Source organism: Brevibacillus reuszeri (assembly GCF_002897295.1).
Lineage (GTDB): Bacteria > Bacillota > Bacilli > Brevibacillales > Brevibacillaceae > Brevibacillus > Brevibacillus reuszeri_A.
The window spans coordinates 1-22,082 of the sequence record NZ_BEXF01000004.1; the positions used below are offsets into that span (position 1 = coordinate 1).

The 22,082-nt window shown below is 45.1% G+C and carries 18 protein-coding genes, 2 pseudogenes and 1 other annotated feature; of the genes and pseudogenes, 16 read left to right on the plus strand and 4 right to left on the minus strand.

Annotated elements, in window-relative coordinates:
- On the plus strand, positions 1 to 5,558 hold a 5,558-nt coding region (locus C3B52_RS07665), incomplete at its 5' end, for an InlB B-repeat-containing protein (RefSeq protein WP_201264855.1).
- A gap of 184 nt (positions 5,559 to 5,742) precedes the next feature.
- Here the strand turns inward: C3B52_RS07665 and C3B52_RS07670 are convergent.
- Together C3B52_RS07670 and C3B52_RS07675 are read right to left on the minus strand one after the other, a co-directional pair.
- Positions 5,743 to 6,816 carry a hypothetical protein gene (locus C3B52_RS07670; RefSeq protein WP_235615628.1) on the minus strand — a complete coding sequence of 358 codons (1,074 nt, stop codon included), beginning with the start codon at positions 6,814 to 6,816 and terminating at the stop codon, positions 5,743 to 5,745.
- Positions 6,800 to 7,324 carry an RNA polymerase sigma factor gene (locus C3B52_RS07675; RefSeq protein WP_103105499.1) on the minus strand — a complete coding sequence of 175 codons (525 nt, stop codon included), beginning with the start codon at positions 7,322 to 7,324 and terminating at the stop codon, positions 6,800 to 6,802. Before C3B52_RS07675 ends, C3B52_RS07670 begins: the two co-directional genes overlap by 17 nt.
- A 170-nt stretch (positions 7,325 to 7,494) precedes the next feature.
- On the opposite strand from C3B52_RS07675, the gene C3B52_RS07680 reads away from it, so the two are divergent.
- The 4 genes from C3B52_RS07680 (at position 7,495) to C3B52_RS07695 (ending at position 12,617) form a co-directional block, all read left to right on the plus strand.
- Positions 7,495 to 8,007: a MarR family transcriptional regulator gene (locus tag C3B52_RS07680; protein ID WP_103105500.1), complete on the plus strand. Its 513-nt coding sequence runs from the start codon at positions 7,495 to 7,497 to the stop codon at positions 8,005 to 8,007.
- Entirely contained in the window at positions 7,994 to 8,230 is a 237-nt protein-coding gene (locus tag C3B52_RS07685) for a DUF2798 domain-containing protein (protein ID WP_103105501.1), read from the plus strand. The genes C3B52_RS07680 and C3B52_RS07685 overlap by 14 nt, the downstream gene beginning before the upstream one ends.
- Positions 8,231 to 8,410: 180 nt before the next feature.
- Entirely contained in the window at positions 8,411 to 11,509 is a 3,099-nt protein-coding gene (locus C3B52_RS07690) for a sensor histidine kinase (RefSeq protein WP_103105502.1), read from the plus strand.
- Between the two features lie 4 nt (positions 11,510 to 11,513).
- A complete protein-coding gene (locus C3B52_RS07695) occupies positions 11,514 to 12,617 on the plus strand; it encodes a response regulator (RefSeq protein WP_103105503.1) in 1,104 nt (367 codons plus the stop codon).
- 22 nt (positions 12,618 to 12,639) lie between these two features.
- On the opposite strand, the gene C3B52_RS07700 is transcribed toward C3B52_RS07695, so the two are convergent.
- Entirely contained in the window at positions 12,640 to 13,638 is a 999-nt protein-coding gene (locus tag C3B52_RS07700) for an alpha/beta fold hydrolase (protein ID WP_103105504.1), read from the minus strand.
- Positions 13,639 to 13,818: 180 nt separating this feature from the next.
- Between C3B52_RS07700 and C3B52_RS37750 the strand changes: the two genes are divergently transcribed.
- The 5 genes from C3B52_RS37750 to C3B52_RS07720 all read left to right on the plus strand — a co-directional run bounded on the left by C3B52_RS37750 (position 13,819) and on the right by C3B52_RS07720 (position 16,772).
- Entirely contained in the window at positions 13,819 to 14,208 is a 390-nt protein-coding gene (locus C3B52_RS37750) for an ABC transporter substrate-binding protein (RefSeq protein WP_268811879.1), read from the plus strand.
- Positions 14,094 to 14,465: an ABC transporter substrate-binding protein gene (locus C3B52_RS37755; protein ID WP_268811880.1), complete on the plus strand. Its 372-nt coding sequence runs from the start codon at positions 14,094 to 14,096 to the stop codon at positions 14,463 to 14,465. Before C3B52_RS37750 ends, C3B52_RS37755 begins: the two co-directional genes overlap by 115 nt.
- 179 nt (positions 14,466 to 14,644) lie before the next feature.
- Positions 14,645 to 15,112, plus strand: coding sequence for a MarR family winged helix-turn-helix transcriptional regulator (locus C3B52_RS07710; protein ID WP_103105505.1), 468 nt, complete (start codon positions 14,645 to 14,647; stop codon positions 15,110 to 15,112).
- A gap of 16 nt (positions 15,113 to 15,128) precedes the next feature.
- The gene (locus tag C3B52_RS07715; protein WP_103105506.1) at positions 15,129 to 16,100 is read left to right on the plus strand and encodes an acetyl-CoA carboxylase carboxyltransferase subunit alpha; all 972 of its coding nucleotides are present in this window, start codon (positions 15,129 to 15,131) and stop codon (positions 16,098 to 16,100) included.
- A gap of 129 nt (positions 16,101 to 16,229) precedes the next feature.
- Positions 16,230 to 16,772: an RNA 2'-phosphotransferase gene (locus C3B52_RS07720; protein ID WP_103105507.1), complete on the plus strand. Its 543-nt coding sequence runs from the start codon at positions 16,230 to 16,232 to the stop codon at positions 16,770 to 16,772.
- 69 nt (positions 16,773 to 16,841) lie between these two features.
- On the opposite strand, the gene C3B52_RS07725 is transcribed toward C3B52_RS07720, so the two are convergent.
- Positions 16,842 to 17,042 (minus strand): cold-shock protein, encoded by a 201-nt coding sequence (locus C3B52_RS07725; RefSeq protein ID WP_103105508.1) that lies wholly within the window; start codon positions 17,040 to 17,042, stop codon positions 16,842 to 16,844.
- A gap of 217 nt (positions 17,043 to 17,259) precedes the next feature.
- On the opposite strand from C3B52_RS07725, the gene C3B52_RS07730 reads away from it, so the two are divergent.
- The 6 genes and pseudogenes from C3B52_RS07730 (at position 17,260) to C3B52_RS07755 (ending at position 22,069) form a co-directional block, all read left to right on the plus strand.
- Positions 17,260 to 18,141 carry an aminoglycoside 6-adenylyltransferase gene (locus C3B52_RS07730; protein WP_103105509.1) on the plus strand — a complete coding sequence of 294 codons (882 nt, stop codon included), beginning with the start codon at positions 17,260 to 17,262 and terminating at the stop codon, positions 18,139 to 18,141.
- 93 nt (positions 18,142 to 18,234) lie between these two features.
- Positions 18,235 to 18,501 (plus strand): annotated as a pseudogene (locus C3B52_RS07735) (MarR family winged helix-turn-helix transcriptional regulator); the annotation flags it as partial.
- A 79-nt stretch (positions 18,502 to 18,580) separates the two neighbouring features.
- Positions 18,581 to 18,934 (plus strand): annotated as a pseudogene (locus C3B52_RS07740) (MFS transporter); the annotation flags it as partial.
- Between the two features lie 40 nt (positions 18,935 to 18,974).
- Complete coding sequence (locus C3B52_RS07745; RefSeq protein WP_103105511.1) at positions 18,975 to 19,388, plus strand: VOC family protein; 414 nt, start codon at positions 18,975 to 18,977, stop codon at positions 19,386 to 19,388.
- Positions 19,389 to 19,558: 170 nt separating this feature from the next.
- Positions 19,559 to 20,011: a methyltransferase gene (locus C3B52_RS07750; RefSeq protein WP_103105512.1), complete on the plus strand. Its 453-nt coding sequence runs from the start codon at positions 19,559 to 19,561 to the stop codon at positions 20,009 to 20,011.
- A 172-nt stretch (positions 20,012 to 20,183) separates the two neighbouring features.
- Positions 20,184 to 20,415: a binding site (T-box leader), on the plus strand.
- A gap of 103 nt (positions 20,416 to 20,518) precedes the next feature.
- Positions 20,519 to 22,069, plus strand: coding sequence for a 2-isopropylmalate synthase (locus C3B52_RS07755; protein WP_103105513.1), 1,551 nt, complete (start codon positions 20,519 to 20,521; stop codon positions 22,067 to 22,069).
- Positions 22,070 to 22,082 lie beyond the last annotated feature (13 nt).

Sequence of the window (22,082 nt, forward strand, 5' to 3'; positions counted from 1 at the left end):
CAGCGAATGTCATCCTGTACGCACAGTGGACGCCAGTTCAAGTGCCGACTTACACCGTAACGTATAACGGCAACGGAGAAACGAGCGGAACAGCCCCAACAGATAGTGGCACCTACGAACAAGGAGATACCGTAACGGTACTGGGAAGCGGCTCTCTCGCAAAAACCGGCTATACCTTCGTAGGATGGAACACAGCAGCAAACGGAAGTGGAACAGCCTACGCAGCAGGCTCCACGCTGACCATGGGCACAGCGAATATCACCCTGTACGCGCAGTGGACGCAAGATCAAGCCCCGACCTACACCGTAACGTATAACGGAAATGGTGAAACGAGTGGAACAGCCCCAACAGATAGTGGCACCTACGAACAGGGAGATACCGTAACGGTACTGGGAAGCGGCTCTCTCGCAAAAACAGGCTACACCTTCGCAGGATGGAACACCGCAGCAAACGGAAGCGGAACTCCCTATGCGGCAGGCTCGACGCTGACCATGGGTGCAACAAATGTCATCCTGTACGCACAGTGGACGCCAGTTCAAGTGCCGACTTACACCGTAACGTATAACGGCAACGGAGCAACGAGCGGAACGGAACCAACAGATAACGGCACCTACGAACAGGGCGATACCGTAACCGTACTGGGAAGCGGTTCTCTCTCAAAAACCGGCCACAGTTTCGCAGGCTGGAATACCGCAGCAAACGGAAATGGAACAGCCTACGCAGCAGGCTCAACGCTGACTATGGGCACAGCGAATGTCACTCTGTATGCACAGTGGACCCCAGTTCAAGCGCCGACCTACACCATTACGTATAACGGAAATGGTGAAACCAGCGGAACAGCCCCAACAGATAGTGGCACCTACGAACAAGGAGATACCGTAACGGTACTGGGAAGCGGCTCTCTCGCAAAAAACGGCTACACCTTCGTAGGATGGAACACAGCAGCAAACGGAAGTGGAACAGCCTATGCAGCAGGCTCCACGCTGACAATGGGTACAGCGAATGTCATCCTGTACGCACAGTGGACGCCAGTTCAAGTGCCGACTTACACCGTAACGTATAACGGCAACGGAGAAACGAGCGGAACAGCCCCAACAGATAGTGGCACCTACGAACAAGGAGATACCGTAACGGTACTGGGAAGCGGCTCTCTCGTAAAAACCGGCTACACCTTCGTAGGATGGAACACAGCAGCAAACGGAAGTGGAACAGCCTACGCAGCAGGCTCCACGCTGACCATGGGCACAGCGAATGTCACCCTGTACGCGCAGTGGACGCAAGATCAAGCCCCGACCTACACCGTAACGTATAACGGAAATGGTGAAACGAGCGGAACAGCCCCAACAGATAGTGGCACCTACGAACAGGGAGATACCGTAACCGTACTGGGAAGCGGTTCTCTCTCAAAAACCGGCCACACTTTCGCAGGCTGGAATACCGCAGCAAACGGAAGTGGAACAGCCTACGCAGCAGGCTCCACGCTGACTATGGGCACAGCGAACGTCACTCTGTATGCACAGTGGACGCCAGTTCAAGAGACGACCTACACCGTAACGTATAACGGAAATGGAGAAACGAGCGGAGCAGCCCCAACAGATAACGTAACCTACGAACAAGGAGATACCGTAACGGTACTGGGAAGCGGCTCTCTCGAAAAAACCGGCTATACCTTCGTAGGATGGAACACAGCGGCAAACGGAAGTGGAACAGCCTACGCAGCAGGCTCCACGCTGACTATGGGCACAGCGAATGTCACTCTGTATGCACAGTGGACGCCAGTTCAAGAGACGACCTACACGGTAACGTATAACGGAAATGGTGAAACGAGCGGAACAGCCCCAACAGATAGTGGCACCTACGAACAAGGAGATACGGTAACGGTACTGGGAAGCGGCTCTCTCGCAAAAACCGGCTATACCTTCGTAGGATGGAACACAGCAGCAAACGGAAGTGGAACAGCCTACGCAGCAGGCTCCACGCTGACTATGGGCACAGCGAATGTCACCCTGTACGCGCAGTGGACGCAAGATCAAGCCCCGACCTACACCGTAACGTATAACGGAAATGGAGAAACGAGCGGAACAGCCCCAACAGATAGTGGCACCTACAAACAGGGTGATTCCGTAACGGTACTGGGAAGCGGCTCTCTCGCAAAAACCGGCCACACCTTTGCAGGCTGGAACACCGCAGCAAACGGAAGCGGAACTCCCTATGCAGCAGGCTCGACGCTGACCATGGGCACAGCGGATGTCATCCTGTACGCGCAGTGGACGCCAGTTCAAGCGTCGACCTATACCGTAACGTATAACGGAAATGGAGAAACGAGCGGAACAGCCCCAACAGATAGCAGTCTCTACGAACAAGGAGATACCGTAACGGTACTTGGAAGCGGCACATTGACAAAAACCGGCCACACTTTCGCAGGCTGGAATACCGCAGCAAACGGAAGCGGAACTGCTTATGCAGCAGGCTCCACGCTGACTATGGGCACAGCGAATGTCACTCTGTATGCACAGTGGACGCCAGTTCAAGTGCCGACCTACACAGTAACGTATAACGGCAACGGAGCAACAAGTGGAACACCTCCAACAGATAACGGCACCTACGAACAGGGTGATACCGTAACGGTACTGGGAAGCGGTTCTCTCTCAAAAACAGGCTATACCTTCGCAGGGTGGAACACAGCGGTAAACGGAAGTGGCACATCGTATGCAGCAGGCTCCACGCTGACTATGGGCACAGCGAATGTCACCCTGTATGCACAGTGGAATCCTGTCCAAGCGCCAACCTACACGGTAACGTATAACGGAAATGGAGAAACGAGCGGAACAGCTCCTACTGATAGCAGTGCGTACAAACAAGGCGATACCGTAACAGTACTGGGAAGCGGATCTCTCGTAAAAACGGGTCACACCTTCGCAGGCTGGAACACCACAGCAAACGGAACCGGAACTTCCTATGCAGCAGGCTCCACGCTGACTATGGGCACAGCGAATGTCGTCCTGTACGCGCAGTGGACGCCAGTTCAAGTGCCGACCTACACGGTAACGTATAACGGCAACGGAGAAACCAGCGGAGTAGCTCCAACAGACAACTACACCTACCAACAAGGAGATACCGTAGCGGTTCTGGGAAGTGGAAACCTTGCGAAGACAGACCACACCTTCGCAGGCTGGAACACCGCAGCAAACGGAAGTGGCACATCGTATGCGGCAGGCTCTACACTAACAATGGGTACAGCCCACATCACACTATACGCCCAATGGACCTACACACCCGTACCAGTCTTCGATGAAATCGTGTCTGTCACACAGCCGGCGGAAATTACAGACATTCCAAACGGTACGGCGAAAACTTCCTCTGCTCTCGGACTGCCCTCACAGGTAGAGGCAAGCTTGTCCAATGGCAGCACAATCAATATTGATGTTAGCTGGGCAATAGCAGATGCGAACTACGACCCTGCGGTAGAGGAGGAGCAGCGTTTTACCGTAACCGGCAGATTAGTCAATTTGCCAAGGGATGTCCGCAATAGCCAAAAACATTCGGCAACCATTCGTGTCACAGTAAATGCAGCAGATGATGAAACAGAACCGAAAGACATTGTTTCAGTCCAGACGCCTGAAGCGATTACAGGTGTGGCAAATGGGACAGCGAAAACCGCAAAGGCACTGGGTTTGCCTCAGCTGGTAGAAGTTATTCTGGATGACGAAAGCAGCATGGATATTCGTGTGGATTGGGATGTAGAGGGCACAGACTACGATCCCGAAAATGAAGAAGCACAGACATTTAGGGTACGTGGACAGCTGATCCTGCCAAAAGGGATTACCAATACCAAGAACCAGCGGGCAAGCATCCAAGTCAGTGTTGACGCAGCAGATACAGAGGGTGAGAACAGGGACATCGTCTCTGTAACAGACCCTGATGACATTACAGGTGTCGAAAACGGGACCAGGAAAACTGCATCTGCACTGGGTTTACCGGATGAAGTAGAAGTCACGCTGGATAATGGCAAAACGCTCTTTGTTGGTGTCAACTGGGATTTGGATGAAGCGGACTACAATCCTGGCAGCACCAAAAGGCAACGCTTTACGGTTGAGGGAGTACTGACGAAGCTTCCAACTGGAGTAAGTAACAGTAAAAAGCTGAAGGCAAAAATCCAGATAACAGTAGCTGCAGCGCCTCGGGATCATGACCGCGACGACGATGAAGATCAGGGTGGGAAATCTGGAGGCAGCTCGGGAAGTTCAGGTAGCAGCTCGGGAAGCAGATCTAACTCCACGCGTTCAGCTGTAGTAGAAGCAGGGACGTCCAATAGTTTGCGGGAACAGATCAAAATTACGAGAAAGGAATCTTCCAACGGCAAAAAGATCGATGAAGTTGTGTTGGATACAAACGATGCAAAAGAAATTTTGAATCTTGCCGAGGAAAACAAAAAGGAAACCATTCGAATCGTTGTAGACGATCTGCCGAGAGATCCAGCTGATGAAGTGGTTATCAATATCATGAAGAGAGCACTCGACCGACTACAGAATGAGGTTTCACTGGAAATCCAGACACCGTCTCTGATCATTACGATTTCCAAAGAAATGTTAGCAACAATTTCGACAGACGAACTGTATTTCCACATCGTTCCTGTTCCTGATAAAAATGAGCAGCAAGAGGCTATTGAACGAGCTATCAACGCAAAAGAAGTGAAGCAAGCAGCAGGAGGACAAGACATTCAAGTCGTAGGAGCTCCGATGGTGATCGAAGCCAACTATCAAAACAGAACCACATCGATCCTGTTCCAGTTGAAAGACGCCGACTTGCCTACCAACCCTATTGAGCGGCAAGCCCTTCTCGCCTCCTTGTCCGTGTATGTGGAGCATAAAGATGGAGAAACAGAGCTGCTAGATGGCAGGCTTAAGTACGATCAAAATGGAAAATTCTTAGGAATCGAAATTGAAATTGACAAGTTTAGTACGTTCACGATTTTGTCCTTGAAGGGGAAGAAGCAGCAGCCTTATATAACAGGATATCCTGATGGAACATTTCGACCAAACAGCCAGTTGACTCGAGCAGAAGTGGCAGCTATCCTGTACAAATTACTACAAGCAGAAGGAAAACAAGCCTCAGCTCTGGTGAGTTATCGTGATGTAGGGCCAGAACATTGGGCAGCTGATGCGGTCTCGCTGGCTTCTAGTGAAAAGCTGATGACAGGAGATGCAAACGGTATGTTCCAGCCGAATGCCAAAGTCAGCCGGGCAGAGATGGCAAGCGTCATCGCAAGGTGGAAACAGCTTACTAACAGCGGTAAGACGGTAGTCTTTACAGATACAAAAGGTCTCGCACAAGAAGCGGGCATCGCTGCGGTAGCTGAAAAAGGGTATATGATCGGTTTTAAGGATGGATCATTCCGTCCGAATCAGGTGCTGACTCGTGCAGAGGCTGTCACGATCTTAAATCGCTTGACCGGAAGAGCGCCATTCAACGAGACTGCAGAGCAGAGCTGGTCAGATGTTCCAGTTAGTTTCTGGGCGTATGCTGATATTATGGCAGCGACCGGAAACAAGAAATAAATGAGTAATGAACAAAACGAATACGGGTACGATTCTCGCTCAGGTGAACCGATACGGCTGCCTGAGTGATTTTTTTGTTTATGGAAGCAGCTCCCAAAAGTAAAAAACAGCGGCAGCCAAAGGACGAAACAATATCATCCTAGGCCAGTCGCTGTTCAATGGAATGGTATTGCCGTTACCGACTCTACCATTTCACAGTGATATTGCTAATATTGCCAATGTCCAAGCTTTCGAGTGTTACAGAAATTTCCGGTTTGCCCTGTTGCTTTAACACATATCCGCCCCAGTCTCTCCCGCCATAAGCCGTATACCCCGTGATATCCAACCCAAATATGTTTTGGATAAGTGGTTTGGTCACAGAGATAGCCTCATGTATGGACTTGATTTTGTAATCCGATACATAACGGGTGTAATAGATTTTTCCGGATGTTGCTCCTACTTTAACGGAATATTTGTCTTTTGTATTACCGAGCGTCCAAACCTCTTCTTTCTTATCTGTTGATTTTGTCGCCTCGGAAAAGGAGATGCTCTTATTATTTGACAGATGCATCAGCGATTTTTGAGCGATGGATACAACCTTTTGATCGACATCCGTAGGCTGGTAATGGATCGAGAAAGAGGTCACTTCATTTGTTTTCACGTCGACGCTAACATGCTGATTGTTGATCTTGCTCGGGTCTTTTGGATAAAAAGAAAGGGTTATTCCTTCCGTGTCTTTAAACAGATGAGCCTGCTCTATATACACATCTTGCTTCGCTTCCTGAAAAGCAGCTCGTGCAGTATTCGCGTACGATTGGTACATTTCCGGTAATTCATCGCTAGCTACAATTACGGAGACAGTACGAACATCCTTCGTATTCGGTAAAAAAGTTACGATGGCCTCGCGATTCTTTGTCCGTACGACAAAGAAATCTGTATCTTGTTCCGTTTCCTCAAATTGAAATTTTTTAGTAATGCCAACGGCTTCAATCGCCTTTTGGGCAGCTATACTATACACTTGGTCCACGTTAGAAGTGCTTCCCGTTGTTTCAGCTGGAAATGAGAATGGCTTCATCCAGATAAACACAAAAAACAGGGCACATGTGACTAGTCCGTTTGCCACCCATACTAAATATTTTCTCTGCTTTTGCTGTGAAAGCATTTTTCGACGTTCCTCTCGTATGTTCTCTAGTATTTTTTCGTTTCGGTCACCGGACAGAACCTGTTCGGGGAAATCTTGTAGTTCATCCCAAATTATTTGCTTATCTTGTGACGGCATCTGTCATCGCCTCCGTGGCAGGAGCATTCTTGCTGTTTTGAACAGCTTTCAACGCCCTATGCAAAGTAATATGTACCTTGGCTTCGCTCCATCCCAATACCTCCGCGGTTTCCGTGCTGGATAAGCCTTTGATTCCGCGCAGGATTAACACGTCCCGATACGACCTTTTCAACTGATTGATGGTGTCATAGAGAATCCGTTTGTTCTCACCAAGCTCCAAAGACTCTTCCGGTGTTTTGTCGCGTGAGACAAGATGCTGCAAGAATAGGTCGGGCAACCAGTTTCGCAGTTTTTTCTTGCGCTTCTCATCGATGGCGACATTTCGCGCAATGGCAAAAAGCCACGTCTTTGGGTTCACAATCTCGGTATGCTGGTGAGCTTTTAGAGCTCGGATAAAGGTTTCTTGGACAAGATCATCTATATCCTTTCGCCCTGTGTAGTAGACAAGAAAACGATATACATCATTGCTGTATGCTCGAAACCATTGTTCGATGCGATTGTCATCCAATTGTTTTCCACCTCCAATGTCCACTGTAAAGACGCATAAGGGTATAAGCATCTTTCAGTTTTATGAGGAAATTTTTTGACTTCAAATAAAGAGTTGACGAATCCGGTTTGGTACAGTAAAGTATTTCATTATTGTTAACCGGTTAACGATGTTGAAAGGTGGTTATATATTTGTCACCTAGTCAGAAAGAAAAAACGCTACAGGCAATTCGGTCATTCATTATACTACGAGAGAAAAAAACGAAAGAGCGCACGACGCAGCTGAGCTCTCTTGAAAATGAGTGGACAATGACACAGCTGCACATCGTCTCACTTATAAAGGAGCATTCATCTTCGGCGAACAACACTTTTCTCGCCTGTCAGTTACGTCTATCCAAGCCAGCGATTACGAAAGCTGTTAATGGTTTGCTGGAAAAGGGGATGGTCGTATCAGGCAAAAAAGAAGATGATCAAAAATGCGTATATTACTCGCTAACAGAGGCAGGTCAAAGGCTTGCTATCCTATATGACGAGCAGCACCAAAAAGTAATCCGGCGATATGAACAAATGCTGGACTCTTTTCAAGATCATGAATTAGAAGTCATTACACGATTTATGAATGAGTGGACTGGGCTAATCGACAAGCCATTGCTTGTGGATGAAAAAGCAAATTCGGTGAAGGGTGATTGTTTTGAAGATCAATAAAAAATACGAGCATGTTTTGTTTACCTTTTTCATGGCATTCGGGATGTCTTGCCTTATCTCTTTCTTCATGATGGCAGTTAATTTTGGATTCAATTCGCTTTTACTAGAAAAATGGCTGCACGCTTGGCCTATGGCGTTTGCACTGGCTTTTCCAACTGCCTATTTCTTGCCAAAGGGAATTAGGAAGCTCATGAAGAAAATCACTTTCGTAGAGAGCGATTGACTAGATGCCAGTTTAATAAATGTTATCTCATGCATGGCGCTTGGATTTCCGAGCGTATTTTTTTTGCACAAAGTGCTGTTTTTATAAATCCAACTAGTCGAAAATTGTTGAATCGCTCCCAATCTATAAGTAAAATCGAGAAGAAATAGAAAGACGCATCCTCATTAAGGGGCGATACGATTGCTCAAAAGGACTTTTATCATCATATTTATTAGCCTGCTGTCCTTTTCGCTTCTACCATTATCCGTTTTTTGGGATCTTGATGAACCGATGAATGACTTGGTTGTTCGACATGGTGTCATGGATTTGACGGCATGGGATTATGAACACGATAAGCGAATCAAGCTGGATGGCGAATGGGAATTTTATTGGAATCAGCTGTTAACCCCCGAAGACTTCAAGCAAAGAGACAAGCCCTCTCCCACTACTTTCATGACGGTACCCTCTCAATGGAACGGAAAAATAATCGATAACAAGCCATTGCCTGCTTACGGTTATGCTACCTACCGGATGGTCCTCAAAAATGTACCCTACAGTGGAATTTTTGCATTGAAAAAAACAAATATTCGTTTTTCAAGTGCGGTCTATGCAAATGGACATAAACTGTTTGAGGATGGCAAGCCTACTAGTGATGTCACTACATATCGTGCTGGAAATGTCCCGAAGTTCGGCTCTTTTTCAAGCGAAAAAGGGGACATCGAGATCATTGTTCAAGTTGCCAATTATGATTACATCAATTCAGGCATTCCGCTATCGATTTATTTTGGCGGGCAAACGGATATGAACGAAATTCAGCAGAGAAACATGGGGTACGAGCTGGGCACTTTTGTTATTCTGGGGACGCTGGCGACGATTTACTTCATTTGCTTCATAACCGCGAGCCTGTACGGAAAAAAAGATTATTCCCTGCTGTTCTTTGCTATCGTTTGTTTCCTCTATGCCATATACAGCGGTTTGATCAGTGAGCGGCCGCTTTTGCTGTTTTTCCATCAAGTTTCATTTGAAGCCATGTACAAATGGAAGGATATTGTTTCCACGATCTGCTTTATTGTTCTCGCCATTTTTTTCTATCAATTGCAAAAGAGCATTATTTCTTTGAAATTTGCACAAATCGTTTCAGCCATTTTAGGAGCCTATCTTCTGCTCATTGTTTTCCTGCCGATTCACGTTTACATGGAATTTCAGGGTTATATTATGGTCTTGTACGAGCTGATGTTATTTTGGCTATTAATGAGAACAGCCATTTTATATATCAAAAAAACAAATAACAACTCCTTTAAATCATTTTTGATGTTCATGGCGATTCTTACGATTAATCTGTATTCCCTTGACCTTATCCTATTTGCTTTTTCAATCAAGGATAATATTTGGTTAGGGCAGCTTTATATCGTCGCGTTTAATATCATCATGGTCTTCTTGATTGTGTTTCGCTTTTTCGAAGCCTATCATACTATCGATGAGATGAAGGACCAATTGCTTCAATTAGACAAGATTAAGGATGATTTTCTATCGAATACTTCACATGAACTGAAAACGCCGCTCAATGCAATTGTGAGCATTACGGATACGCTGATCAAGGGTGTTGAAGGACCTATAACAGAAAAGCAAGCGTCCAATCTGGCAATCGTCTTAGAAAGCGGGCGAAGACTGACTCATCTCGTCAATGAATTGCTTGATTACTCCAAAATGAAGCATGGCGATATTTCGTTGTATAAAAGCCAAATTGACCTGAAGGCTGCGGTCGATTCGGTCATTGGAATTCACATGTTTTTGCTGGGGGGAAAGCCAATCACGCTGGTAAATAAAATAGCGGAAGATGCTCCACAGGTGTATGTGGACGGGAATCGCTTGATCCAGATTTTGCATAACTTGCTCGACAATGCAATCAAATTCACGGAAAAGGGTATCGTTGAGATAAGTGCCGTTGCTGTCCGTGAGATGGTAGAGGTTCGAGTAGCAGACACAGGAATCGGGATTGAGAAAGCTATGCAAGAACGGATTTTCAATGCATTTGAACAGGAAGACGCTTCGGTAACGAAAAATTATGGCGGAACGGGCCTTGGGTTGAGCATAACTAAAAAACTTGTAGAGCTACACGGGGGTGAGATTCGGGTAGAATCCAGTCCGGGTCGGGGCTCGATATTCATTTTCACGATACCCGCAGCCAAAAAAGCAGATCGCACCATCAGACGGATTACGGAGCAGCGCTTGCACCAGCTTCCCCCGAAAACTCACGGAGCCTATCCGATCTCTATCAAAGGGATGCGGGATGAAACGATTTTGGTAGTGGACGATGATTTTGCTAATCTGCAAGCGATGATTAATTTGCTCAAGCTGGAAGGGTATTCGATTGTTGTCGTCAATCGCGGGCGATTGGCGCTGGAGGAGCTCAGCAAGAAAACGAATTTCTTTTTGGTTATTTTGGACATTATGATGCCAGACATGTCGGGCTATGAGGTTCTGAGGTTGATTCGCGAGCGATATTCTACCTCTGAGCTGCCTGTGCTGATGCTTACGGCAAAAAATAGAGTATCTGACATGATCGTAACGATGGAAAATGGCGCTAATGAATTTGTCGGGAAGCCATTTGAAGCCGAAGAACTGATGGCGCGGGTGAGAAATCTGACCCGATTGAAAGCATCCGTAAAAATGGCCAAGGATGCTGAAATTGCTTTTTTGCGCTCCCAAATCAAGCCACACTTTTTGTTCAATGCCTTGAATTCGATTGCGGCACTGTGCATGGATGAACCGCAAAAGGCGGAGGAGCTAACTCTTCAGCTCTCTGAGTATTTGCGAGGCAGCTTCGATTTTAAGCAGCTCGATTCTTTGACGACGATCGAAAATGAATTAAGTCTTGTAAATGCATATATTATGATCGAAAAAGCGCGGTTTGGAAGCAGGCTACAAGTGGAATATGATATAGAGGCGAATTTGGACTTTCAACTTCCACCGCTGATTTTGCAGCCATTGGTAGAAAATGCAATCAGACATGGGCTGATGTCGAATTTCCGGGGTGGGACTGTAAAAGTATCAATAATGCAGTCGGCGGACAATGCAATCAAATTTACAGTAGAAGACGATGGATGCGGTATGGGTGATAAGAAAATCGAAGAACTCATGGCCGCCGATGTGCGCAAAAAAGGAGTAGGGCTGTGGAACATCAGTCAGCGTATCAAGCTTCTTTATGGCAGCAGTATTCGGATTGAAAGCAAAGAAGGAATAGGCACAAAGGTTTCTTTTGACATACCCGCTCTGCCAAAGGTAGAAATGGAGGGGTGAAGCATTGCTGCGAGCAATTATCGTGGATGATGAAGAACTGTCCGTGAAGCGTTTGAAGAAAATATTGTCTGACAACGATTTGATTGACATACGAGAAACGTTTCAAAACCCACTCGATGCGTATGAATATGCCAAGAACAACAAGATTGATCTTGCCTTTTTAGATATTTCCATGCCGGAAATTAACGGGATGAAGCTTTCTAGTTTGTTGCGTGAATCATACAGGGAGCTTGACATTGTTTTTGTAACTGGGTTCGATGAGTATGCTGTTCAAGCCTTTGACATGAGTGCACTGGATTATTTGATGAAGCCCGTTTCCGCTTTGCGTATGTCCAAAACGCTAGACAAGCTTCGAGCAAGGCATCGGATAGAAAAGGCCACACCGTCCTTGGCTGTTCAGCTGTTTAACGGTCTAAAAATTTATTGGAAGGGTCAAGAGGAGCAGTCCATTAAATTGAGAAGCCCGAAAACGGAAGAATTGTTTGCTTTTCTTATTTTCAAAGGCACGGTTAGCCGTGAAGAAATTATCGATACGCTGTGGAGAGAGCTTGAGCATGAAAAAGCATTGAAAAATTTGAACTCCACCTTGTACTATATTCGAAAGGCAATTGGCACAAGTGAAGTGGGCGAGTGTATCCAAGCTGGCAGAAATGAGATTCGGATTGACAAGAGCGTTGTATCCTGCGATTTGTATGAATTTGAACAGGTGATGAAGCAAATCAGGCTCCAGCCATACGCTCGAGCGGATTTGCTGGAGCGCATTGAAGTGCTGTATACAGGACCGTTTCTAAACGGAAAAGCTTATGAGTGGGCGAGCGAAAAGACCAGACGGCTGGAACAGGAGTACATCTCCTTGTTGGAGGTTGCCGCAAGAAGTCATCTCAACCAAAATCAACTGCATAAATCATTACATTATTTTCTGGAAATTTTAAGAGTAGATGGACTAAGAGAGGATATCAGTCATGAAATCATCCTCTTGTACATCGAATTGGGGCGAAAGAATGACGCGATTAGGCAATACCGTTTGCTAGAGGAAACCTTGCAGCAAGAGCTGGGGACGCAGCCTGATCCGTATATTCAAGACGTTATGATGAGCCTGACTAAGTAAATACGAGTACAAGACCCGAGCCTTAGGAATCGAATGGGATTCCAAGGCTCTTTTTTTCTACCATGCGCAGCATTTCCACCAGCTTCGAAGCAACAATCTCCTTGTGTGACCAATGAATATAATGCGCAGATGCGGGAATGGTTTCTTGGACGCTATTATTGGACCAATGCAACAGCTGCTGCTGCACCTCTCCCCATTCCTGGTCACCATCCGAGGATAGAATCAGGAGTGGAATATCGTGCAGATATCCTCCTTCGACTACCGCTTGCGCATTTTCATTCATATGGGTAATAAACGATAGATTGCTAGCGTCGCCAAGATGATTGTAGTACATAGCTGCATCCAACTCTTTCATTTCGACAGGCAGTAAAGGATAGCGTAAATTCTCGCCGGAAAAAGGAAGAAGGATGCCTACATTTCCTAATGCCCTGACAAGACCTGTCACACGTAACCCAGCCATTATCCGATTCAATACATAGGACTTTGCTTCCGAATCATTAGCGTAATATTCAGGACTGCCTCCATCAAGTAACACAATCCCTTTTACTTCATCAGGATACTTCTGAGCAAACCGTAGTGCCTCCAGAGATCCTAAAGAATGAGCAGCTAATAGATATGGTCCGGGTTCATTTGCTTTTTCGAGCAGCGCATGGAGTTCTTCTGTGACTGTGTCGATCGTCCTTGGATTCGTTGTTTTTGCGCTCCAGCCATACCCTGCACGGTCATAGCTGACGGTTCGTGCGTAGGGCTGCAATTCCTTTTGCAAATAGTAGAAGTCGCTAAAAGCGTTCGGCGTACCCGAGCCGGGAATGAAAACAATGGTGGACTTACCTGTGCCTGTACCATAAAGGTGCATGTCATGTGATTGGACGTCAATGATCTTTCCTGGCGGAGGAAACAGCTGTGACTCTTTTTCTTGCATCACATTTTGCCAAATGCCTCCGATGATTAGGGGAAGTATACTTAACCCCAAGCGTTTTATCCATTTTTTGGCGCCTTGCTTATGTGCGATTTTTTTCATAGATGATCCTTTGTTTTTTTAAAAAGAGAGTTATATGATGATATTCCATATTTTAACTAAAACCCCTTTTTTGCTCTTAAGCTAGCATAATTACATCTAGCGCCGATAAAAGCGAACGAATGAAATGTTGTTTGTGAGAATCGTTATCAATTACAATGAACCTAGTTTTGTTAGACCGGAATGATAGCTGAAGGGATGGTCTTTTTAGAGCCAGATTTGATTATCGGTTCAAAGGAAGATGATATCGAGAATTACCAAAAAATAGGAATCATCGTCTTTTTGCCATATTGGACAGGCAAAACAACAGCCGGACCATTAGAGAAATTCAGGAGCGTCAGTGAAATTTTCGGGAAAGAGAAGGAAGCAGAAGCATGGATTACGGAATATGAGAAGAAAGTAGCGGAGGCGCGGAAAAAGATCGAGGGAATCATTAAAGAGGGTGAAACGTTTCGATCGTGCAGCTTTCTGAAAAGGCTACATACGTTCTTGCAGCTAAAGACGGAAATTATGGCTCTGTTACGATCTATCAAATGCTCAGGTTGCCTCCGACACAGAGTGCATGGAACATGAAGGATGGGTTTGAGTCTGTCTCGATGGAAGTCCTGCCGGAATATTTGGGAGACCATATCTTTGTTTACAACGGGTTTCCAGAAGTAGTGAAGCAAGTAATGAGCACGGAGCTGTGGAAGAACCTGCCTGCTACGAAGAAGAATCAAGTGTATAGATACGGTGATCAGTTCCATGATGAGTTTGTAATGGAAGATCCGTACTCCATGGAGCTTCAGTTGGACACAATCGTAAATACATTATTAGCAAACAAGAAATAGTATCACGTTCAGTATAAGCACGGAAGCAGGGAAGAAGTCTGTCGCAATACGGCAGGCTTTTTCTATTTGGATGTGAAATAAGGCGGTGACTTGTTATTACATCAATCTCATGTATAATGAAATTAATGTATTGTACATATTATGTATAACACACTAGTTAAGGAGGTAATTAATTTCTTATGAATAGAGAAGAAGCCTTGAAACTAAGAACAGATATTAAAAAATTTATTAGAATGACTGGAATTCTCGAACCAGAAAGAATCCCAAAGGATTTGTTTGAAAAACCTTTATCGGTTTCCCAAATGATGGCGTTAGAAGAACTAGAGCTCAAGAAATTAACTATTTGGGAATTAGCTAATAAGCTTAAATTAGAACAATCAACGGTAAGTAGATTAGTAGACAAGCTGGTAAAAAATGAGCTTATTTGCCGTGAAGTAAATGAAAATAACAGAAGGGAGGTTTATCTGCATCTTACAGAAAAGGGGCAAATAACTGTTAATTCTTTACGGGAGCAATCGATAAGTTTTTATCAAGGAATTCTTAATGATTTATCAGAATCCGAACGGAAAACAGTTGTCAATGGCTTTGAACTCTTAATCGAAACGATATCTAAATCCGCTGCCTTAAATAGGAATGGAAAATCGTAGTATATGGAGGCAATGAATGAGTTTGGATTTTGAAGGGCCAATTATAGAATTAAAAGAAAAAATCGATGAATTACAGAAGTATATGGAAAAAAATGATCTCGATTTATCTTCAGAAATCCATGCATTAAAAGAACGATTAAAAGTAATGCAATGTGAAATTTATACTAATATTTCACCATTTCAACGAGTTCAAATTGCTCGGCTTCGTAACCGGCCTACAACATTGGACTATATTCCGTTATTGTTTACAGATTTTATCGAACTTCATGGCGATCGGCTATATGGAGATGACAAAGCAATAATGGGTGGAATCGCGAAATATAAAGGCATGCCAGTTACGATTATTGGTCACCAAAGAGGTAGGAACACAAAGGAAAGCATAGAAAGAAATTTTGGAATGGCACACCCAGAAGGTTATAGAAAAGCTTTAAGACTTATGAAGCAAGCTGAAAAATTTAATCGCCCTATTATTACATTCATTGATACATCAGGTGCTTATCCCGGGAAAGAATCTGAAGAACGTGGAATTTCCGAGGCAATAGCTCGTAATTTATTTGAAATGGTAACACTTAGAGTACCGATTGTTTGTATTGTAATAGGAGAGGCATCAAGTGGTGGAGCCCTTGGTATTAGTATTGGCAATCATATTCATATGTTAGATAACTCATGGTACTCAGTTATTTCTCCGGAAGGAGCGGCATCGATATTATGGAAAGATGCTAAGTATGCTCCAAAAGCGGCTGAATACATGAAAATTACAGCAAAAGAATTGAAGCACTTAGGAATTATTGATCAAATCATCCCTGAAGTGAAAGGTGGAGCACAAAATGATATAAAATGGCAGGCGGAAATGGTTGAATCTGTAATCGAATCATCTCTAAAAGAATTGGTACGAATGTCTCCAGAAGAGCTTACGCAACAGCGATATGAAAAGTATAGAGAGATGGGGAAAATTGGAATCATAAACGGAACTGATGAGGAAAAATAGAGAAGAATGAAAGGAAAGGTAAATGAGCTTTCTATGGGGTGAAAGCCCCAAGTATAGTCTACTGATAACCAAGAAGCTGGTTGTGTTTTATCCTGCACGTTTGAAACGAAGAAAGGATGTGGCGGGAGAATGGATTACCAAAAATTAAGCAAGGAGCTGTCCTATGCGCTTCGTCACGCGCCGCATGAATACGAGCTTGAGCTGGACGAATACGGCTGGGTAGATATCCAGCAGCTTCTCTATTCTTTGCAGGAGCAGCACGTGTGGCGCCACTTGAATGAGAGCGATTTGCACACAATGATCGCCCAGTCAGAAAAAAAGCGTCATGAAATGAAAGAAGGAAAAATCCGTGCTCTCTACGGTCATTCGATCCCGAAAAAAGTCGTCAAAGAGAAAAGCGAGCCGCCCGAGCTTCTTTATCATGGAACTCCAAAAAAGTTTGTCGATTCGATTATGAAGCAAGGGCTTGTTCCAAAAGGAAGACAATACGTCCATCTTTCTGAAGAAACGAAGACGGCTCTGCAAGTCGGTAAAAGAAGAGATGACGTTCCAGTTATTCTGCTCATTCAGGCAAAAAAAGCGTGGGAGGATGGCGTCAGCTTTTACCACGGGAATGAGATGGTGTGGTTAGCTGACATAGTGGACAGTCGGTACATTTCCATTTGGAAATAAGGTCGCACGTCTGCAGCTAAACAAAAAAAACAGACTCTAAAAATAGAGTCTGTTTTATATGTGTGGTAATTAAACTTTTTGAACGTTAGAAGCTTGTGGGCCACGTTGACCTTGCTCTACGTTAAAAGTTACTTTTTGACCTTCGTCAAGAGATTTGAAGCCGTCGCCTTGAATAGCGGAGAAGTGAACGAATACGTCTTCTGCTCCTTCGCGCTCGATGAAGCCGAAACCTTTTTCTGCGTTAAACCATTTTACTGTACCTTGTTCCATTGTTGTTGCCTCCTAGTGCAATACGCACATGTGTTACTATCCTTGCTCTTCAGGATGTTCAAGACGAATGTGTTATCTACGCTATCCTTTTCTGCGAACAAAAATAATTCTCTACAAGCATAACAGGATTTTGAATGGATAGCAATTTTATTCGACGAGATTACGAAATAAAATTGTTGGGATGAGCATCGTGATATGATGAGGGGGGGGTCATTCGATGAGAAGTGAAGAAGACATGCTTGATTTGATCCTTGGAATTGCTGAAAAAGATGAGCGTATTCGGGCTGTTTACATGAATGGCTCTAGAACAAATGCAAATGCACCCAAAGATATTTTTCAAGACTACGATATCGTGTATGTTGTGACGGAAACAGCCTCATTTATCAACGATGAGCATTGGATCGAGCAATTTGGCGATCTGATTATGATACAAGAGCCTGATAAAAATGACCAAATGGTTGGCATACAGATGGATTTTGATCGGTCGTATGGATATTTAATGCTGTTTACCGATGGAAACCGGATTGATCTACATATCGAAACAAAAGAAGCCATGCAGGAGAATTACATCAAGGATAAGCTCACCATGCCCCTGCTCGATAAGGACAATTGCTTGCCGCACATCCCTGCCCCGACAGATATCGACTACCATGTGAAAAAGCCAACGGAGGCGCTTTATTTTAGCTGCTGCAATGATTTTTTGTGGTGCCTGCAAAACGTGGCGAAAGGGATATGGCGGGATGAACTGCCATACGCCAAAAGGATGTATGAATTAACGAACAGAGAATTTTTGGACCAGATGGTTTCCTGGTGGATCGGCTCGAGACATGACTTCCAAATTTCCACCGGCAAGCTGGGAAAATACTTCAAGAACGATCTTCCCGAACCTTATTGGGAGCTGTACAAGAAGACCTACTCCGATAGCGATTACGAGCATACGTGGGATGCCTTGTTTGTCACCTGTGAATTGTTCCGCCGATTGGCACTCGATGTGGCAGATTCTCTCGGATTTACGTATCCTGCCAAAGACGATGCGAGCATGATGGAATATTTGAGCTGCGTGCGGAATTTGCCTTCTGACGCAAAGGAAATACGGTAGTAAGAGCGAGCTCGGTTTGTTGCCGGGCTCAGAACGATTTGTATATGAAAATGATTCAGTTTAGAAAGAGGGCTTGCAAGATATGGAAACATCATTCGGCGCGCTTCGGTAACAGCCCTGCTGGATTGGCTAGAGAAGAGAAATTGGATTTCCAGAGAGCAGAGCTCAACAGACCGCCGTATGGTTCATGTCAGGATTACGACAGAAGGGCGAGCACTGGTAGAAGCCGTTCTTCCTACCTTTTGGTCTACCTCCTCCTCGTTAGTTAGTGAGCTTGAGCCAGATGAACAACAAGTATTCGAGAAGGTTCTAGTAAAATTGAACAGCGTGATAGAGAATCGGTTAGGGGTAGGAAGATAAATTTCGAATAATAATTAGATTGTCTAACTATATTTCCGGGTACTTTTTCTCATACAATTAAGCGAAAGAGGTGTGTTTTATGCTGCGTTTTGCCCTTGCCGTGGCGATTGTCGGACTTGCAGCAATGGGGTTAACCACATCTCTTCCTCTCTTAGTTGCCATAAGCGTACTGTTCGTCGCCGGAATCGCCTTGGCTGTACCGTCTCTCGTAGCACTTGTGGGGCAATTGGGAGGGAAGTCTCGCGGGATTGCCGTGTCCGTTTATACGTTTATCCTATTTGTGGGAACGAGCCTAGGTCCGATCATCTCGATTCGCTTCATGGAAGTAGGGGGCTATACACAAACGTTCATTTTGCTGGCTTTGATCTTGACTCTGGGATTAGTGGCAGCGTCGTTGATAGGTGAAAAAGCTTCGGTAAGTAAAAGTGTTTGATATATACTATAGTTATGCTGGTATATGGGAGGAAATATAAATGCCAAAAGAGCTTTGGATCAACCTGCCCGTGAAAGACCTGAAAAAAGCAAAAGAGTTTTACGCTGCACTAGAATTTTCGTTTCATCCTCGCCATGAAAAAAGTGACGAGGTAGCGGGACTCATCATCGGAGAACATAAAGTATTGGTGATGCTGTTTCCCGAAAGTGCTTTCAAAAGCTTTACGCGAAACGAGCTGGCTGACACCAGACAAGGCACAGAGGTATTGCTCTCCATTGACGCACAAAGCAAAGCAGAGGTTGATGAGTTGATTCAGAAGGCGAGGCAGGCAGGGGGAGCAATATTTGCCGAGCCAAGCGAACAAGGCTTCATGTATGGTGCTGGCTTTGCAGATGTGGACGGTCATCGCTGGAATGTATTGTATATGGACATGAGTCAGATGCCACAGGCATAAGCAGACAAAGGATAGACGAGACCCTTGGATATTTGTATACCAAGGGTTTTTTGTTTGAAAGATAGCTAGAATGCGTCAATAAAGGTTTTTTGGCAGAGAGGAAGGGGAATCGCGAGGGTTGTGGAAAAATATAGAAAAAGGAGAGGGGTTAGGAAGGGGAGGAACTACGGGTGAGAGTTTTGTTATCCATACAATCGGCGCTATTAGTTCTATTCGTATTGCTGACTGGCTGTTCGACGAATACCAGCGTAACTCAAAATATCGTCTATGAGAACACTGCGCACAAATTCAAAATTGAGCTTCCAGCAACATGGGCTGAAAAGTATGAAGTCATCGAGACGGAAAGCAGAGTCGTATTTGTAAATAAAGCGAATAAAGAAGCAGCAGGCGGTGAGCTGTTTCAAATCGAGGTTTGGACACAGGAAAAGTGGAAAGCAGAGGGAGAGGAGCTCGCCCAAATCATCCGTTTAACCAAGTTGGCAGAAGCAAACGGTGAGGTCTACACGTTTCGTACACCAACTGATGTGCAATATACGGCTACAGATGAAAGCTTGAAAAAAGCGTATAACGATATGTTTCAAGATGTCGAAAAAATCAAAGAGACCTTTCAACTAATCAAATAGCAGCCTAGAATAGCATTGAGGGGACTGGTTGAAGCGCTCGGATTCCAAGGAAACAAAACGAATTGTGGCGAGAGCAAAAAGAAGCCTGGATAAGAAGTGAAAAATTCAACTGTTGACAATATAGATCGCATGCCATATAATTTCCAATAAATTAAGACTTTCGCAAATAAATCAAAATGTTACGATTAGAAATAGTAGAAGTGCAATGATCTTTCAGAGAGCCGTTGGTTGGTGCGAAACGGTAGTAGAATTCACTTCGAACTCGTCTATGAACAGCTGCCTGACAATGTAGGGTAAGCCGGAATTCCACCGTTACAGGGATAGATGGTGATGGCCATCGAATGAGCTCATTTCTTAAATGAAATGAATTAGAGTGGTACCGCGGGTTCAACCTCGTCTCTATACGTAGAGACGGGGTTTTTTTGTTGGTTAAATTCCGGGTTTAACCGACCCCGCTTGATATATAGGGCTTATAAAGAAAAAAACATGGTCTAGGAGGAAATGAAGATGAACCGTAAAATTATCGTTTTGGATACGACTCTGCGCGACGGGGAGCAAGTTCCGGGCGCCAAGCTGAACGTCAATCAAAAGGTGGAGTTTGCCCAGCAGCTAAAGCGTCTTCGTGTAGACATGATCGAAGCCGGTTTTCCTGCCTCATCTGAAGGCGATTTTCAAGCGGTACAGGAGATTGCACGCAGCGTTGGAGACACGGTTTCCATTACTGCCCTCGCACGCGCTGTAAAAGGCGATATCGATTCGGTATACAATAGCATCAAGCTCGCGCAAAATCCGTTCATTCATATCGTTTTAGGGACATCCAACATTCACGTAGAAAAGAAATTCAACCGCTCCAAGGATGCTGTTTTGCAGCAAGGGGTAGACGCGGTAAAATATGCGAAAACATTACTCCCGCATGTGCAATACTCAACAGAGGATGCATCGCGGTCGGAGTTTGAATATTTGTGGAAAACGATTGAGGCGGTTGTCAAAGCTGGCGCAACGATCATCAACGTGCCAGATACAGTTGGCTACGCGGTTCCTGAGGAATTCGGGGATTTGATCCGCCGTATCAACGATCGCTTGAAAAACCTCAATCCAGACGTGATTCTCAGTGTCCATTGTCATAATGACCTCGGGATGGCGACAGCCAATACACTCAGTGCGATCAAAAATGGCGCAGAAAAAGTAGAGTGTACGATCAACGGATTGGGTGAGCGGGCTGGTAATACATCACTGGAGGAAGTCGTAATGGGCCTCAAGGTGAGAGAGAACTTCTACCAAGCGTCTACGGGTATTAAGACGCCAGAGCTGCTGCGCACCTCCCGTTTGCTTACATACCTGACAGGTTTGGATGTTCAGGTAAACAAAGCGATTACAGGTGAAAATGCTTTTGCCCATTCCTCAGGTATTCACCAGGATGGCTTGCTGAAGGATAAGCAGGTATACGAAATTATCGAGCCAGAAGAAGTCGGAGCAGAGAGTATGGAGCTGATTTTGACTGCTCGCTCTGGACGTCATGCCTTCAAAAATGCAGTTGAAAAGATGGGCTTTGAAATCGGCGACACCGAGGATTTTGAGGTGCTGTTCGATAAGTTCCTCAAATTGGCTGACTCCAAAAAAGAAGTATACGACCATGATGTGTTTTACCTGGTGACGAATCACCGGATGATGGACGTAAACAGCGGTCATCTGTATGAGCTGGAAGCCTTCCAGGTCGTCACCAATGACGTCTATCCGACAGCAACAGTAAAGCTGCGCAAAGGCGGAGAAATTTTCAAAGACAGTGCTGTAGGCGACGGCCCGATCGATGCCCTGTACACCGTCATTAAGACGTTGGTAGGAATAGATGTAGAGCTGAAGGATTACAAAATCAACAGCTTGTCCAGAGGCAAGGAAGCGATTGGACGGGTCAATATCCGCATCGCTTACCAAGACAAGATTTACTCTGGCCGGGCGATGGACACCGATATCATCAAAGCGAGTGCAATGGCTTTCTTGAACGGAATCAATGCTGTCTTGCTCGATGTGACGAACGAGAGCCTCAGCGCAGTGAATTAATTTCGTAATAGCA

Coding starts and splice junctions, on each gene's coding strand:
- C3B52_RS07670 (WP_235615628.1), bottom strand. CDS start 6,816: ATGCCGTCACAAGATAAGCAAATAATTTGGGATGAACTACAAGATTTC.
- C3B52_RS07700 (WP_103105504.1), bottom strand. CDS start 13,638: ATGAAAAAAATCGCACATAAGCAAGGCGCCAAAAAATGGATAAAACGC.
- C3B52_RS37750 (WP_268811879.1), top strand. CDS start 13,819: ATGATAGCTGAAGGGATGGTCTTTTTAGAGCCAGATTTGATTATCGGT.
- C3B52_RS07710 (WP_103105505.1), top strand. CDS start 14,645: ATGAATAGAGAAGAAGCCTTGAAACTAAGAACAGATATTAAAAAATTT.
- C3B52_RS07715 (WP_103105506.1), top strand. CDS start 15,129: ATGAGTTTGGATTTTGAAGGGCCAATTATAGAATTAAAAGAAAAAATC.
- C3B52_RS07720 (WP_103105507.1), top strand. CDS start 16,230: ATGGATTACCAAAAATTAAGCAAGGAGCTGTCCTATGCGCTTCGTCAC.
- C3B52_RS07725 (WP_103105508.1), bottom strand. CDS start 17,042: ATGGAACAAGGTACAGTAAAATGGTTTAACGCAGAAAAAGGTTTCGGC.
- C3B52_RS07730 (WP_103105509.1), top strand. CDS start 17,260: ATGAGAAGTGAAGAAGACATGCTTGATTTGATCCTTGGAATTGCTGAA.
- C3B52_RS07745 (WP_103105511.1), top strand. CDS start 18,975: ATGCCAAAAGAGCTTTGGATCAACCTGCCCGTGAAAGACCTGAAAAAA.
- C3B52_RS07755 (WP_103105513.1), top strand. CDS start 20,519: ATGAACCGTAAAATTATCGTTTTGGATACGACTCTGCGCGACGGGGAG.